At 70.7% G+C, this 16346-nt stretch carries 10 protein-coding genes; 6 read left to right on the forward strand and 4 right to left on the reverse strand.

Annotation, left to right across the window (positions count from 1 at the left end):
- The first annotated feature begins 33 nt into the window (after positions 1 to 33).
- Entirely contained in the window at positions 34 to 675 is a 642-nt protein-coding gene (locus ACFRKB_RS33445; protein ID WP_383110371.1) for a superoxide dismutase, read from the forward strand.
- A 321-nt stretch (positions 676 to 996) separates the two neighbouring features.
- Here the strand turns inward: ACFRKB_RS33445 and ACFRKB_RS33450 are convergent, their stop codons facing one another.
- Positions 997 to 1620, reverse strand: coding sequence for a mycothiol-dependent nitroreductase Rv2466c family protein (locus ACFRKB_RS33450; RefSeq protein WP_383110372.1), 624 nt, complete (start codon positions 1618 to 1620; stop codon positions 997 to 999).
- Between the two features lie 149 nt (positions 1621 to 1769).
- On the opposite strand from ACFRKB_RS33450, the gene pepN (ACFRKB_RS33455) reads away from it, so the two are divergent.
- From pepN (ACFRKB_RS33455) to pepN (ACFRKB_RS33475), 5 genes are all read left to right on the forward strand, one after another.
- Positions 1770 to 4370 carry an aminopeptidase N gene (gene pepN, locus ACFRKB_RS33455; RefSeq protein ID WP_383110373.1) on the forward strand — a complete coding sequence of 867 codons (2601 nt, stop codon included), beginning with the start codon at positions 1770 to 1772 and terminating at the stop codon, positions 4368 to 4370.
- Between the two features lie 133 nt (positions 4371 to 4503).
- Positions 4504 to 5643, forward strand: a complete 1140-nt coding sequence (locus ACFRKB_RS33460) for a hypothetical protein (protein WP_383110374.1) — start codon at positions 4504 to 4506, stop codon at positions 5641 to 5643.
- Positions 5644 to 5907: 264 nt separating this feature from the next.
- On the forward strand, positions 5908 to 9228 hold the full coding sequence (locus ACFRKB_RS33465) for a S8 family serine peptidase (RefSeq protein ID WP_383110375.1): 3321 nt from the start codon (positions 5908 to 5910) through the stop codon (positions 9226 to 9228).
- Between the two features lie 255 nt (positions 9229 to 9483).
- Positions 9484 to 10512 carry an aspartate-semialdehyde dehydrogenase gene (locus ACFRKB_RS33470; RefSeq protein ID WP_383110376.1) on the forward strand — a complete coding sequence of 343 codons (1029 nt, stop codon included), beginning with the start codon at positions 9484 to 9486 and terminating at the stop codon, positions 10510 to 10512.
- A gap of 188 nt (positions 10513 to 10700) precedes the next feature.
- Positions 10701 to 13277, forward strand: a complete 2577-nt coding sequence (gene pepN / locus ACFRKB_RS33475; protein ID WP_383110377.1) for an aminopeptidase N — start codon at positions 10701 to 10703, stop codon at positions 13275 to 13277.
- Between the two features lie 201 nt (positions 13278 to 13478).
- Here the strand turns inward: pepN (ACFRKB_RS33475) and ACFRKB_RS33480 are convergent, their stop codons facing one another.
- The 3 genes from ACFRKB_RS33480 to ACFRKB_RS33490 are packed head-to-tail and all read right to left on the reverse strand — an operon-like array spanning position 13479 to position 16209.
- Positions 13479 to 13709, reverse strand: a complete 231-nt coding sequence (locus ACFRKB_RS33480; protein ID WP_129771144.1) for a hypothetical protein — start codon at positions 13707 to 13709, stop codon at positions 13479 to 13481.
- Between the two features lie 57 nt (positions 13710 to 13766).
- Positions 13767 to 15956, reverse strand: coding sequence for a 4-alpha-glucanotransferase (gene malQ, locus ACFRKB_RS33485; RefSeq protein WP_383110378.1), 2190 nt, complete (start codon positions 15954 to 15956; stop codon positions 13767 to 13769).
- Positions 15957 to 15975: 19 nt separating this feature from the next.
- Positions 15976 to 16209: a hypothetical protein gene (locus tag ACFRKB_RS33490; protein ID WP_383110379.1), complete on the reverse strand. Its 234-nt coding sequence runs from the start codon at positions 16207 to 16209 to the stop codon at positions 15976 to 15978.
- Positions 16210 to 16346 lie beyond the last annotated feature (137 nt).

Below are 16346 nucleotides of genomic sequence, written 5' to 3' on the forward strand. Positions count from 1 at the left end.
CAAGATGTGCAATAAGAGCCGGAGGGTCTGACCATGGCGGTATACACGCTTCCTGAACTTCCCTACGACTACGCGGCACTCGAACCGGTCATCGATCCGCAGATCATCGAGCTGCACCACGACAAGCACCACGCGGCCTACGTCAAGGGCGCCAACGACACGCTCGACCAGCTCGCGGAGGCGCGCGACAAGGAGTCCTGGGGCGCGATCAACGGGCTGGAGAAGAACCTCGCGTTCCATCTCTCCGGCCATATCCTCCACTCGATCTACTGGCACAACATGACCGGTGACGGCGGCGGAGAGCCGCTCGCCGCGGACGGTGTCGGCGATCTGGCGGACGCGATCGCCGAGTCCTTCGGCTCCTTCGCCGGCTTCAAGTCCCAGCTGACCAAGGCCGCCGCGACCACCCAGGGCTCGGGCTGGGGCGTGCTGGCGTACGAGCCGGTCAGCGGCCGGCTGATCGTCGAGCAGGTCTACGACCACCAGGGCAATGTCGGCCAGGGCTCGGTGCCGATCCTGGTCTTCGACGCCTGGGAGCACGCCTTCTACCTCCAGTACAAGAACCAGAAGGTGGACTTCATCGAGGCCATGTGGCGGGTCGTCAACTGGCAGGACGTGGCGAAGCGTTACGCGTCCGCCAAGGAGCGCGCCCACAACCTGCTGCTCGCGCCCTAGACGAGTAAGTCCGAAGTCCCGTCTGCCCGGGAACGTCTGGCACGCACGCTCGCCGCGTTGCCGACATGCCCTAGTAGCTCCGCTACGAGGACACACCGGCGCCTTGCGATCGCACGCACCAGACGCCCCCGGGCCCGCCCTCCGGGCGGACGACGCCACTTCGGACTTACTCGTCTGGGCCCGGCGGGCCGCGCCGCCCCGGGCCGTACGCGTCCTGCTCGTGATCGTCTTCTCACCTTTCACGTGCGGGCGGAATGAGGAAGGACCCCCGCGAGGACGTGACTCGCGGGGGTCCTTCTGTGGAATCGGACAGCCAACGGGTCAGTCGAAGATCGGGCCCTGCGTACGCGTCCTCTTGATCTCGTAGAAGCCCGGGATCGACGCGACCATCAGCGTGCCGTCCCAGAGCTTCGCGGCCTCCTCGCCCTTGGGTGCCGGGGTGACGACCGGGCCGAAGAAGGCGATCTGCTCGCCGTCCGCGCCGGGGACGGCGATGACGGGCGTACCGACCTCCTGGCCGACCTTGTCGATGCCCTCCTTGTGGGAGGCACGCACTTCGGCGTCATAGGTGTCGGAATCCGCGTATTTGATCAAGTCAGCGGGCAGACCGGCGTCGTCCAGCGCGGCGACGATCGCCTCGCGGGTCGCGCCCTCGCCCTGATTGTGGAATCGGGTGCCCAGCGCGGTGTACAGCGGTCCCACCACCTTGTCACCGTGCTGCTGCTGGGCGGCGATGACCACACGCACCGGGGCCCAGGCCTTGGCAAGGCCCTCGCGGTACTCCTGGGGGATGTCCTTGTCCTCATTGAGGACGGCCAGGCTCATCACATGCCAGCGGACCTCGATATCGCGGACCTTCTGCACTTCGAGGACCCAGCGGGAGGTCATCCAGGCCCAGGGGCACAGCGGGTCGAACCAGAAGTCAACGGGAGTCTTCTCGGACATGTCTCTCCTCATGAACGGCTGCGAACGCACCTCACGTCAACAACGTCCGGCCCGGTCGGGGGCATTCCCGGATGCCGCGCGTCCGTGGCACATGCGAGGATCGTGGCTGTTTCGGACGAGCCACGAAGGCGAGCCACAAAGGAGTGACCGTGCCCGGTGAGAACCTGTCCCGCGAAGAGGCCCGCGAGCGGGCCGGCCTGCTGACCGTCGACGGGTACGAGGTGGACCTCGACCTGCGCTCGGCGGTCGGCGAGGTGCCGGGGCCGGCGGAACCGGGAGCGGACACTCCGCCGCGGACCTTCCGCTCCGTGACGACGATCCGGTTCCGCTGCGCCGAACTCGGGGCCGCCACGTTCGCCGATCTGATCGCCCCGAGCGTGAATGCCGTGACGCTCAACGGGACGGAGCTGGACCCGGCCGCCGTCTTCGACGGCTCGCGGATCGCGCTGGACGGACTGCTGGCGGAGAACGTACTGGTGGTGGACGCGCAGTGCGCGTACAGCCGGACCGGCGAGGGCATGCACCGCTTCGTCGACCCGGAGGACGGCGAGGTCTATCTCTACACGCAGTACGAGCCGGCCGACGCGCGGCGGGTCTTCGCCAACTTCGAGCAGCCGGACCTCAAGGCCCCGTACCGCTTCCGGGTGACCGCGCCCGAGGGCTGGACGGCGTGGAGCAATGGCGCGGGCACGCTCACCGACGGGGTCTGGCACTTCGCGGAGACGAAGCCGATCTCGACATACATCACGGCGGTTCTGGCCGGCCCGTACCACTATGTGACCGATTCCTATCGCCGTACGTTCGACGACGGCACGGTCCTGGAGATCCCGCTCGGCGCGATGTGCCGCAAGGGGCTCGCCCGGCACTTCGACGCGGACGATGTCTTCCTGATCACCAAGCAGGGCCTGGACTTCTTCCACGACCACTTCGACTACCCGTATCCGTTCGGGAAGTACGACCAGGCGTTCGTGCCGGAGTACAACCTCGGCGCGATGGAGAACCCCGGTCTCGTGACGTTCCGCGAGGAGTACATCTTCCGCGGGCATGTGACCCAGGCGTCGTACGAGCGCCGGTCGAACACCATCCTGCACGAGATGGCGCACATGTGGTTCGGCGATCTGGTGACCATGCGGTGGTGGGACGACCTGTGGCTGAAGGAGTCGTTCGCGGACTTCATGGGCTCGTTCACACAGGTGGGGGCGACCCGCTTCACCAACGGCTGGACAACCTTCGCCAACAACCGCAAGTCGTGGGCGTACCGCGCGGACCAGCTGCCGTCCACCCATCCGATCACGGCCGACATCCGTGATCTGGAGGACGCCAAGCTGAACTTCGACGGCATCACGTACGCCAAGGGCGCGTCGGTGCTGAAGCAACTGGTGGCGTACGTGGGGCAGGACGCGTTCCTGGAGGGCGCCCGGCGCTACTTCAAGCGGAACGCGTACGGGAACACCCGGCTGGAGGATCTGCTCTCCGTACTGGAGGAGACGTCCGGGCGGGACATGGCGGGCTGGTCCCGCGCATGGCTGGAAACCGCCGGGCTCAACTCCCTCACCCCGCAGGTGATCTTCGACTCCGAGGGGCGGATCACCGAGCTGGCCGTGGTGCAGGACGCCGCGGAGTCGCATCCGGAGCTTCGGCCGCACCGGGTGGCCATCGGGCTGTACCGGCGTACGCCGGAGGGCGAGCTCGTACGGTTCGCCCGTACCGAAACGGATGTGGCCGGGCCGCGTACGGTCGTCACCGAACTGGCGGGCGCGGAGCGGCCGGAGCTGATCCTCGTCAATGACGACGATCTGACCTACTGCAAGATCCGCTTCGACGCGGGCTCGCTGGACACCCTGCGCGCGCATCTCGCGGACCTCACCGACCCGCTCGCCCGCGCCCTGTGCTGGTCCGCGCTCTGGAACCTCACGCGCGACGCGCTCATGCCGGCCCGGGACTTCATCGGTCTGGTGCTCACCCACGCGGGCCGTGAGACGGGCATCGGTGTGCTCCAGATGCTGCACGCCTGGGCCGAGTCGGCGCTCACGCACTACGCGGCGCCCGCCTGGCGCGAGGAGGGCGGGCGGCTGCTGGCCGAGGGCGCGCTGCGCGAGCTGCGACTGGCCGAGCCGGGCAGCGAACACCAGCTGACCTGGGCCCGCTTCTTCGCCGCCGTCGCGTCGTCGGACGCGGACTTCCAGCTGCTGCGCGGGCTGCTGGACGGTACGGCGAAGATCGACGGTCTCGATGTCGACCAGGAGCTGCGCTGGGCCTTCCTGGGGCCGCTGGCCGCGCACGGGCGGGCGGACGAGGCCGTCATCGACGCCGAACTGGCCCGCGACGACACGGCGTCGGGCAAGCGCCATCAGGTGCGCTGTCTGGCGGCCCGGCCCTCGGCCGCCGTCAAGGCGCAGGCGTGGGCACAGGTCGTCGAGTCGGACGCGCTGTCGAACGCGCTGGCCGAGGCGACGATCGCCGGTTTCGGCCGGCCGAACCAGCGGGAGCTGCTCGCGCCGTACGCCGCGACGTACTTCGAGGTGATCGAGCGGGTCTGGGCCGAGCGCTCGATCCAGATCGCCATGGATGTGGTGCGCGGGCTGTTCCCGGGGCTCCAGGGAGACCGCCGGACCCTGGACACGGCGACGGCGTGGCTGGATTCACACCGTGACGCGGCCCCCGCGCTGCGCAGGCTGGTGCTGGAGGCGACGGACGATCTGGCGCGGGCGCTGCGCGGGCAGGAGTGCGACACGGCGGCGGCCGGCTGACGGCACGGGAACGTCCGGGCGGGCCCCTGATCGGCAGTCGAACGCCCTTACTTTAGGACGATCTTGTCCGGTTTTGCCGACAAACGGGTAACGGGGGTTAGAGGGACGCCTGAGTAGGGGGAGACACCGGGACATGAACAACAACACCCCGGCCTCCCCCCGCCTCCTCAGCCACCTCGGCCACCTCTCCGACGATGTGCGGAGTCGTGTGCTCTCGCTCGCGCAGCTGCGTGAGCGCGGTGTCCCGGGTGGCCGGGCCACCGCTCAGTGCCGGCCCGGCGGCCCCTGGCAGCAACCGCTGCCGGGAGTCTTCCTGTTGCACGCGGGCCCGCCGACCGCCGAGGAGCGGCTCCAGGCGGTCCTGCTGTACGCGGGGCGGCCGAGCGCGGAGAGCTCCCGGGGGGTGCCCGCCCAGCCCGGCCGGCTCGCGCCGTCCGCCACCGCCGCCGCCGCCGCCACCTCAGCGTCCTCGTCCGCGACTTCGCTGTCTCCGTACGGCGCGGTGATGATCACGGGGCTGGCGGCGCTGGCGCTGTACGGGTTCTCGTCCGCTCCCCCGCTGCTCTCGCTGGACCACGTCGATGTGCTCGTACCGCGCACCAGGCGGCTGAGGTCCACGGGGTACGCCCGGCTGATCCGCGCCCACTCCCTGCCGCGGCCCGAGCGGATCGACGGGATGCCGGTGGCTCCGGTGGGCCGTGCGCTGGCCGACGCGGTCGCGGAGTCGTCCGACGCGGACACCGTCGTCGCGCTGCTGACCGAGGCGGTCCGCGCCGGTCACTGCGAACCGGCCCTGGTGGTACGGGAGCTGAGCCGGTCGGGGCTGCTGGCGCGGCAGCATGTGGTGGACGCGGTGGACACCCTGCTCGCCGAGGGGCGGACGCTGGCCGAGGGCCGGCTGTATGAACTGGTGCGGGTGTACGGGATCCAGGAGCCGCTGTGGAACGTGGATCTGCGGCTGCCCGGCGGACCGCGTCTGGGCGGAGTGGACGCCTACTGGCCGGACCAGGCGGTCGCCGTCGAACTGGACACCCGGGCACCGAGGCCGGGCGGCCGGGCCGCCGACCGTACGGACGACGAGGACGAGGACGAGCAGTGGTCGGCGGCCGTCCGTAAGCGCGAGCATCTGGAGCGGCTCGGGATCACGGTCGTCCATCTCACGCCCAGGAAGCTGCGGGAGGCGCTGGATCAGCAGGCGACGGTGGTCCGTACGGCCCTGAGGGCGGCGAACGACCGGGATCCGGCCGCCCAGGTGGTCATCCTGCCGAGATGAACGCGGCGAAGGCGCGGGCCGGTGCCGGGGTTACGGCCCGGACCGGCCCGCGCCCACCGGCATCCGGCCCCGCACGTCGGCTCCAGCACCAGCACCGGAGCGGATTTCGCCCCATTGGTCCCCGGTGGCGCACACGCCGCACTGGCGGGTGTACGCCATGACCAAAACTCGCCCCTGACAACCCTCCACAAACCCCTGTCACTTACGAAAAGCTGAGCGGTCATCCGGTACCGAATTCCGGACTGTCTCCTTCACGACACAGGGATGCTGATGACCTCCGAATCCGAGAGCTCCATATCCGGGCCGAGACGCGTGGCCAGGGTCGCGGCGGCCGCCGGTCTGGTGGCCGCGCTGATAGCCACCGGCGCGGTGCCCGCCTTCTCCGCGACGGGGGCCGATGACCCGGCCGCACCCGTCAAGTCGTCCCCCGCTTCCGGCACTTCCGACAAGCTCGGGGCGGCCGACGCCGATCTGCTCGCCAAGGCGAAGGCCAAGGGCGAGAAGAACATCACGATGATGGTCGCCACCGCACCGGGGGCGACCGGGCAGGTCGCCGGTCAACTGGACGCCGTCGAGGGCGCCGTGGTCGGCAAGACGTACGACAAGCTCGGCTACGTGCGGGCCACGCTCCCCACCGCCAAGGCGGACGCCGCGATCAGGGCGGCCCAGAAGCTCTCCTCCGTCCACGGCATCGATCTCAACCAGGAGATCATGCTGGACGACCCGACGCCCGCGGCGGACACGGCGAAGGCCGCGAAGGGCGCGAGCGGTTCGGCCGCCACGAAGTACCCGGCGCCGAGCAGCAAGACCCCGGCGAAGAACCCGTACAACCCGTCCTTCGAGACCGGCGCGGTGGACTTCGTCAACAAGAACCCGAAGGCGGACGGCCGCGGTATCACCATCGGCATCCTGGACTCGGGTGTCGACCTGGGCCACCCCGCGCTCCAGAAGACCACCACCGGCGAGCGCAAGATCGTCGACTGGGTGACCGCCACGGACCCGGTGTCCGACAACGACGGCACCTGGCGCCGGATGGACACCACGGTGTCGGGTCCGTCCTTCACGGCCGACGGCCGTACGTGGAAGGCCCCGGCCGGCTCGTACAAGTACCGCGTGTTCCGCGAGGACGCCACCCTGGGCGGCGACATGGCGGGCGACCTCAACCGTGACGGTGACACCACCGACACCTGGGGCGTGCTCTACGACCCGGCCAACGGGACCGTACGCGTCGACCTGAACAACGACGGCGACTTCACCAACGACGCCGCCATGAAGCCGTACAAGGACGGCTTCCAGGTCGGCTACTTCGGCACGGACAACCCGGCCACCCCGGTGGTCGAGCGCATCCCGTTCGTGGTCGAGATCCGCAAGGACGTCGTCTACAACGCGGCCGGCGCCACGTCCGACTTCGTCAACATCGGTGTCATCGAGGGCGCGCACGGCACGCACGTCGCCGGGATCACCGCCGCCAACGGCCTCTTCGGCGGCAAGATGAACGGCGCCGCCCCCGGCGCCAAGCTGGTGTCCTCGCGCGCCTGCTCCTGGAGCGGCGGCTGCACCAGCGTCGCGCTGACCGAGGGCATGATCGACCTCGTCGCCAACCGCGGTGTGGACATCGTCAATATGTCGATCGGCGGTCTGCCGCCGCTCAACGACGGCAACAACGCCCGCGCCCAGCTGTACACGCGGCTCATCGACACGTACGGCGTGCAGCTCGTGATCTCGGCCGGCAACGACGGTCCTGGCACCAACACCATCAGTGACCCGGCCCTGGCCGACAAGGTCATCTCCGTCGCCGCGTCGATCTCCAAGGAGACCTGGGCCGCCAACTACGGCTCCGGTGTGACGACGAAGTACGGCCTGCTGCCGTTCTCGGCCCGCGGCCCCCGCGAGGACGGCGGTTTCACGCCGACCCTCACCGCTCCGGGCGCGGCCATCAACACCACCCAGACCTGGACCGCCGGCGGTCCGGTCGCCGAGGCGGGCTACCAGCTGCCGCCCGGCTACTCCATGCTCCAGGGCACCTCGATGGCCTCTCCGCAGGCCGCGGGCGCGAGCGCGCTGCTGCTCTCCGCCGCCAAGCAGAAGAAGATCGATCTCACCCCCGCCGCGCTGCGGACGGCGCTCACCAGCAGCGCCACCGAGATCGCCGGCCTCCAGGCTCATGAGCAGGGCGCCGGTCTGATCGACGTCGTGCGCGCGTGGAAGTCGATCGAGAAGGGCGCCACCGCCCACGAGTACGCGGTCAAGGCCCCGGTCGACACGGCGCTTGACCAGTATCTGAAGACCCCGGGCTTCGGCACCGGTCTGTACGACCGCGAGGGGGGCCTGACGGCCGGCAAGAGCCGGACGTACGACATCACCCTCACCCGGACCACCGGCGCCAAGGGCGCGCTGGAGCACCGGCTGAAGTGGAAGTACGACAACAAAAAGGACAAGACCTTCCGGCTGCTCGGCAGCGACCGGATCAAGCTGCCGCTGAACCAGCCGGTGACCGTGACCGTGCAGGCCAGGCCCGGTACCGCCGGGGTGCACAGCGCGATTCTGGAGATCGACGACCGCCGTACGGAGGGCGTGGACAAGCAGGTCCTCACCACCGTGGTCGTCTCGAAGGAGCTGGCCAAGCCGGCGTACGCGTTCGCGGCGGCGGGCTCGGTGCAGCGCAACGCCTCGAAGTCGTACTTCGTGACGGTGCCGGCGGGTGCGAAGACCCTGGAGGTGGCGCTCGGCGGACTCGCCAAGGACAGCCAGACCCGGTTCATCGCCATCAGCCCGTACGGCGTGCAGATGGAGGACAGCTCGACGATCTTCTGCTACCCGAACTACCCGAACCCGGCCAACACCTGCCGTCCTGACGTGCGCTCGTACCCGGACCCGCAGCCCGGTGTCTGGGAGATCGAGGTCGAGTCGCGCCGTACGTCGCCGCTGCTGGACAACCCGTACAAGCTGGACGTGTCGCTGATGGGCGCGGACTTCGACCCGGCGGTCACCACGATCCCCGAGGCGAAGATCGGCACCCCGGCGCAGGTGTCCTGGAAGGTCAGCAACGGCTTCGCCGCCATCGACGGCACGCTCGGCGGCGGCTCGCTGGGCTCGGCGAAGGTCTCCCGTCCGACGATCGCGGACGGCGAGCAGCAGGAGACGACCGTCACCATCGGTGCGGGCGTCGAGCGGCTCGACGTCGCGATCGGCGGCTCGGCCGACACGGGCGCCGACCTCGACCTCTATGTCGTGAAGGACGGCCGGACCCTCGGCCAGTCCACGACGGCCGGCTCGGTGGAGTCCGTCAGCCTGGTCAACCCGGCGGCCGGTACGTACACGATCATCGTCGACGCCTACGCGGTCCCGGCCGGGTCCACGGCGTACGACTACCGTGACGTGTACTACTCGGCCTCGCTCGGCTCGGTCAAGGCGGACGGTCCCGTCAAGCTCGCGAGCGGCGCTTCGGCGCAGGTCGCGGCCGAGGTGCTGGTGAACAGCGCGGCTCCGGCGGGCCGGCAGTTCTTCGGCGAGGTCCAGCTGCTCAACGCGCGCGGTACGGCCGCGGGCACCGGCAGTGTGATCATCGAGAGCGTTACCCCGTAACGGGATGTAACGGGCGAAACTGAGCGGTACCAGGGGGCGGGCGTCCATACGGGCGCCCGCCCTTTCTGCCCGCCTCCCCTGCCCGCCTCCCCTGCCCGTCTCCCCTGCCCGTCTCCCCTGCGCGCCTTCCTGCCCGCCCTGCCTGTCCGGCCCTTTTGTCCGCTCCCTGGACAATGGATTGGACAAGCCGCCCCGGGACAGACGCATGATGAAGCGGGACATGTGCCCGGGACAGTCGCGAATGAAGGAGCCCCAGTGAAGGTCGGAATCGTCGGAGCCACCGGTCAGGTCGGCACAGTCATGCGCAGGGTCCTGGCCGAGCGGAACTTCCCGGTCGCCGAGCTGCGGCTCTTCGCCTCCGCGCGGTCGGCGGGGTCCGTCATCGAGTGGCAGGGCACGTCGATCACGGTCGAGGACGCGTCCACCGCCGACTACTCGGGGCTGGATATCGTGCTCTTCTCCGCCGGGGGCGCCACCTCGAAGGCGCTCGCGGAGAAGGTCGCCGGCCAGGGCGCCGTCGTGATCGACAACTCCTCCGCCTGGCGCCGTGACCCCGAGGTCCCGCTGGTCGTCGCCGAGGTCAACCCGCACGCGATCAAGAACCGTCCCAAGGGCATCATCGCCAACCCGAACTGCACCACCATGGCCGCCATGCCCGTGCTGCGGCCGCTGCACGCCGAGGCCGGGCTGACCGCGCTGGTCGCCACGACCTACCAGGCCGTCTCCGGCTCCGGACTCTCCGGCGTGGCCGAGCTGCACGGCCAGGCGCAGAAGGTCGTCGCCGAGGCCGACAGGCTCACCCATGACGGCGCGGCCGTCGACTTCCCGGAGCCCGCCGTCTACCAGCGCCCCATCGCCTTCAACGTGGTCCCGCTCGCGGGCAACCTCGTGGACGACGGCTCCTCCGAGACCGACGAGGAGCAGAAGCTCCGCAACGAGTCCCGCAAGATCCTGGAGATCCCGGAGCTGAAGGTCTCCGGGACCTGTGTCAGGGTGCCGGTCTTCACCGGCCACTCCCTCCAGGTCAACGCCCGCTTCGCCCGCCCGGTCAGCGTGGAGCGCGCCTATGAGCTGCTGAAGGACGCGCCCGGCGTCGAGCTGTCCGAGATCCCGACGCCGCTCCAGGCGGCCGGCAAGGACGCGTCGTACGTGGGCCGGATCCGGAACGACGAGACCGTGGAGAACGGGCTGGCGCTGTTCCTCTCCAACGACAATCTGCGCAAGGGCGCGGCGCTCAACGCGGTCCAGATCGCCGAGCTGGTCGCGGCCGAGCTCAAGGGCTGACGGCCGGCGGGCCGAGCGGTCCGCTCAGCGCGTCGGGCAGGCGGGGCGGGGTCCCTCACGTACGAGCCGTACGGGGATCCCGCCCCGCACCGGTTCGACGTCGGTCAGCCGGTAAAACCGGCTACCGCACGCCCGGGGGCGGCATGGAAGGATGTCGGAAAAAGTCACATACCGAGGAGATGACCCGGGTGCCTGGCACAAATCTGACCCGCGAAGAGGCGCAGCGGCGCGCACGCCTCCTCACCGTGGACTCGTACGGGATCGAGCTCGATCTCAGCGGCGCACAGGAGGGCGGCACCTACCGGTCCGTGACCACGGTGCTTTTCCGGAGCGCGGAGGCCGGGGCGGAGACCTTCATCGATCTGGTGGCGCCCGCCGTCCATGAGGTCGTGCTGAACGGCACCTCTCTGGACGTCGCCGCCGTCTTCCGGGACTCGCGGATCGCGCTGACGCATCTGCACGAGGGCCCCAACGAGCTGAGGGTCGTCGCGGACTGCGCCTACACCAACACCGGCGAGGGGCTGCACCGCTTCGTCGACCCGGTCGACGAACAGGCCTATCTGTACACGCAGTTCGAGGTGCCCGACGCGCGGCGCGTGTTCGCCTCGTTCGAGCAGCCCGACCTGAAGGCGACCTTCCAGTTCACCGTGAAGGCCCCCGAGGGCTGGACCGTCGTCTCCAACTCGCCGACACCCGAGCCCAAGGACCATGTCTGGGTCTTCGAGCCGACGCCGCGCATCTCGTCGTACATCACCGCGCTGATCGTCGGTCCGTACCACTCGGTGCACAGCTCGTACGAGAGGGACGGGCAGTCCGTGCCGCTGGGCGTCTACTGCCGGCCCTCGCTCGCGGAGTATCTGGACTCGGACGCGATCTTCGAGGTCACGCGGCAGGGCTTCGACTGGTTCCAGGAGAAGTTCGCCTACGACTACCCCTTCGCCAAGTACGACCAGCTGTTCGTGCCGGAGTTCAACGCGGGCGCGATGGAGAACGCGGGCGCGGTGACCATCCGCGACCAGTACGTCTTCCGTTCGAAGGTGACGGACGCGGCGTACGAGATGCGGGCCGAGACGATCCTGCACGAGCTGGCGCACATGTGGTTCGGCGATCTCGTCACCATGGAGTGGTGGAACGATCTGTGGCTGAACGAGTCGTTCGCCACATACACCTCGATCGCCTGCCAGGCGTACGCGCCGGGCTCGAAGTGGCCGCACTCCTGGACCACGTTCGCCAACTCCATGAAGACCTGGGCCTACCGGCAGGACCAGCTGCCCTCCACGCACCCGATCATGGCGGACATCCGCGATCTGGACGATGTGCTGGTCAACTTCGACGGCATCACCTACGCCAAGGGCGCGTCCGTGCTGAAGCAACTGGTCGCGTATGTCGGCCAGGACGAGTTCTTCAGCGGCGTGCAGGCGTACTTCAAGGCGCACGCGTTCGGGAACACCCGGCTGTCCGATCTGCTGGGCGCGCTGGAGGAGACCTCCGGGCGTGATCTGAAGACCTGGTCGACGGCGTGGCTGGAGACGGCCGGCATCAATGTGCTGCGCCCGGAGATCGAGCTGGACGCGTCGGGCCGGGTCAGCTCGCTCGCCGTACGGCAGGAGGCCCCGGCGCTGCCGGCGGGTGCCAAGGGCGCGCCCGTACTGCGTCCGCACCGGATCGCGATCGGCTGCTACGACCTGGACGGGAACGGCAAGCTCGTCCGTACGAACCGGATCGAGCTGGACGTGGAGGGCGAGCGCACGGAGGTGCCGTTCCCGGCGGACACCCCGCGTCCGGCCGTCATCCTGCTCAACGACGACGACCTGTCGTACGCGAAGGTCCGGCTCGACGAGGAGTCGCTGCGGGTCGTCACGGAACACCTCGGCGACTTCGAGGAGTCGCTGCCGCGCGCGCTGTGCTGGGCGTCGGCCTGGGACATGACGCGCGACGGCGAGCTGGCCACGCGCGACTATCTGGAGCTGGTGCTCTCGGGCATCACGAAGGAGTCGGACATCGGGGTGGTGCAGTCGCTGCACCGCCAGGTGAAGCTGGCGCTCGACCTGTACGCGGCGCCCGAGTGGCGCGAGGCGGGGCTGACCCGGTGGACGGACGCCACACTGGCGCATCTGCGGGCGGCCGAGCCGGGCAGCGACCACCAGCTGGCGTGGGCGCGCGCGTTCGCCGCGACGGCGCGCACGCCGCAGCAGCTCGACCTGTTGCAGGGCCTGCTCGACGGTACGGAGACGGTCGAGGGCCTGGCCGTCGACACCGAGCTGCGCTGGGCGTTCGTACAGCGGCTGGCGGCAGTGGGGCTGCACGACGAGGAGGAGATCTCCGCGGAGTACGAGCGCGACCGCACGGCGGCGGGCGAACGTCACGCCGCCGCGGCCCGCTCGGCGCGCCCGCTGGCCGAGGCGAAGGCGGAGGCATGGGCGTCGGTGGTGGAGAGCGACAAGCTGCCGAACGCCCTCCAGGAGGCCGTGATCAGCGGCTTCGTCCAGACCGACCAGCGTGAGCTGCTGGCCCCGTACACGGAGAAGTTCTTCGCGGCGGTCGGGACGGTCTGGGAGTCGCGCTCGCACGAGATGGCCCAGCAGATCGCGGTCGGTCTGTACCCGTCGCTCCAGGTCTCCGGCGCCACGCTGGAGGCGACGGACGCCTGGCTCGCCTCGGCGAGCCCGAACGCGGCGCTCCAGCGGCTGATCTCGGAGTCGAGGTCGGGCGTCGAGCGCGCGCTGAAGGCGCAGGAGGCGGACGCGGCGGCTGCCGTCGCGTAGCGCCGTTTCGAGAGCGGGCGGGCCGGGGCGGGTCCTGCGGGACCGTTCCCCGGCCCGCCCGTCTCCGTATGGAGGCCGGCCGGTCCGCCGGTCAGCCGGTCGGCTCGCCCCGTACAGCATCGGCAGGACGCACAGAAGCGCCGCCCGGCACATGAGGTGCCGGGCGACGCCCAGAGAGTCCCGGTGGGAAGTCCCGGTGGGTCAGGCCTGCTTGCGCGACTTGTCGAGCACCATCACCAGACCGGCGATGATGCCGAAGATCACCAGCGGCGCGACCACGAACAGGCCGAGGGTCTCGCCCACACTCAGGCCCGGACCCGGGTCGTCGCCGTCGTCCCGGGTCAGCGCGAGCGCCGGGGACGACATGAGCAGCATCATCAGCGTCGTACCGGTCGCCAGGGCGCCGGCGCGCAGAGCGTTCTTCTTGTCCACGGTGCAAACGTAGCGAACCCGTCCGCGGGCCGCGCGCCCGGGGTGCCGTACCGCGATTCAGGGGGCGCGCAGAACCTCCATCAGGCCGTGCAGCCGGGGCGAGGCGGCCAGTTCCTCCAGGCTCACCGGGCGGCCCTCGGCGTCGGCCACCGGCAGTCGCCAGTTGGGGTACTGGTTCCAGGTGCCCGGCAGGTTCTGCGGTCTGCGGTCACCGACCGCGTCGGGCAGCCAGACCCCGGTCATCCGTGCCGGTGTGAGCGTCAGGAAGCGGTAGAAGGCGCGGATCTCCTCCTCCTCGTCCCCGCCGCCCCCGGGCAGCAGCCCCAGGCGCGCGAGGGAACCCAGCCACTCCGCGAGCTCCGCCTGCTCCTCCGCCCGCTCCTGCTCCAGCGGGCGGGTGAGCAGACCGAGCCGGTGGCGCAGCTCCGCGTACTCACCGGTGAGCCGGGCCGCCGTGGGCGGCAGATCATGGGTGGTGACGGTGGCCACACAGCCCTCGCGCCAGCTCTCGGGCGGCAGCGGGCGGCCCGTACCGCCCCAGTCGCGCTCGAACCAGAGCACGGACGTGCCGAGCACCCCGCGCCGCCGGAGCGCCTCGCGGACGCCGGGCTCGACCGTGCCCAGGTCCTCCCCTATGACGACGGCGCCCGCGCGGTGCGCCTCCAGGGCGAGGACCGCAAGCATCGCCTCGGCGTCGTAGCGGACATACGTTCCCCGGGTGGGGTCCTGGCCCTGGGGCACCCACCAGAGCCGGAACAGTCCCATCACATGGTCGATCCGCAGCGCTCCGGCGTGCCGCAGCAGGCCCTGGAGCAGCCCGCGGAACGGGGCGTACCCGGACGCGGCCAGTACGTCGGGGCGCCAGGGCGGCAGGCCCCAGTCCTGGCCGAGCGCGTTGAAGGCGTCCGGCGGCGCGCCGATCGAGATGCCCGCGGCGAAGGCGTCCTGCTGGGCCCAGGCGTCGGCGCCGCCCGGATGGACCCCGACGGCGAGGTCATGGACGATGCCGACGGCCATCCCCGCGTCCACGGCGGTCCGTGACGCGGCGGCCAGCTGCTCGTCGGTCAGCCAGGCCAGCCGGCAGTGGTAGTCGATCCGGTCGAGCAGCTCCCGGCGGGCCGCGGCCGTCTCGGCGGAGCGCGGGTCCCGCAGCGCCTCCGGCCATTCGTGCCACTCCGGGCCGTGCACCTCGGCGAGCGCGTACCAGGTGGCGTGATCCTCCAGGGCCCGGCCCTGCGCGGCCAGGAAGTCCCAGTAGGCGGCGCGCCGCCCGGGGCCGAGCGGGACCGTGTCCAGGATGTCCAGGGCCGCGCGCTTGAGCGCCCACACGGCGTCGCGGTCGATCAGCGCGCCCTTGCCCGGGGTCTTGTCGAGGACGGACTCCCGCAGGGCAGCGGCCCGCTCCACCAGCGCGTCGAGGCGCGCGCGGTCGGCTCCCCGTACATACGCGTACTCGGGGACGTCCTCGATCCGCAGATGCACCGGGTCCGGGAAGCGGCGGGAGGAGGGGCGGTACGGGGAGGGGTCGGTGGGATCGCCCGGTACGGCCGCGTGCAGCGGGTTGATCTGGACGAACCCGGCTCCCAGGGTCCGGCCCGACCAGCCGGCCAGCTCGGCGAGGTCGCCCAGATCGCCCATGCCCCAGGAGCGGGCGGAGAGCAGGGAGTAGAGCTGCACCAGGAAGCCATGGGTGCGGGCGGGCGGCTGCGGCACCCGCGCGGGCGCGATGATCAGCACCACCCAGGCCGTACGCCCGTCGGGGGCCTCGACGGCCAGCCGGTGCACCCCGAGCGGGAGTTTCGCCCAGGCTGCGGGGTCCTCGGGGGCGGAGTGCGGCAGCTCCACCGACTCGCCCTCCTCCGTCTCCACCCTGAGCACGGAGCCCGGTGGAAGCGTGGCCAGGGCGGGCGGCAGCTCGGGGGGCGGCGGGGGCGCGGCAAGGGGGACAGGGGATTCGAGGGCGGGGGACTCGGGGACGGGGGACTCGGGGACGGGGGACTCGCCCGGGGCGCCCGGCGCACGGTCCCGTGCGGTCCACAGCACCAGCGTCGCGGGCAGCAGCCGCCTCGCCCCGGCGGACTCGGCGCTGCTGAGCGCGTCGTCCACCGCCTCGGGCGTGGACGCGTCGACGCCCAGCGCGGCGAGCACCGCGATCACGGTGTCGTCGGGGACCGGGACGGTGACGCCCGGGGAAGGTGAGTGCGCGGTGGCGACACCGTGCAGCTCGGCGAGCCTGGCCAGACCCATACGCACTCCGTTCGGACGGTCAGACTCCTGGGGACTCCGTGCCACCCGCCATGCCGGGAGCGGTCGGCTCGCTGGTCAGCGGGGCGGCGCCGGCGAGCGGGGGCTCACTGGTGAGGGGCGCCGCGTCGGCGAGGGGCGGCTCGCTGGTCAGGGGTCCCGCACCGACGCCACCGAGCGGGGGCTCGCTGGTCAGCGGGGCGGGCCCCGCCTGTTTGGAGAGGGCGGAGAACAGGAGCTGTGCGGATGCGGCCATGACGGCGCCTCCAAGGAACAGGGAACAGGTCACAGCAGCCCTACCCAGCGGGCGGAGCGGCAGACGTGTACGCCCCGTAAACGTGTGTCGAGTCACGATCCGTTCCCCGTGCGGCAGTTGAAGGTCCTGCCTATCAC

This window comes from Streptomyces scopuliridis (genome assembly GCF_042790125.1).
In the GTDB taxonomy this organism is placed as follows: Bacteria; Actinomycetota; Actinomycetes; order Streptomycetales; family Streptomycetaceae; genus Streptomyces; species Streptomyces scopuliridis_A.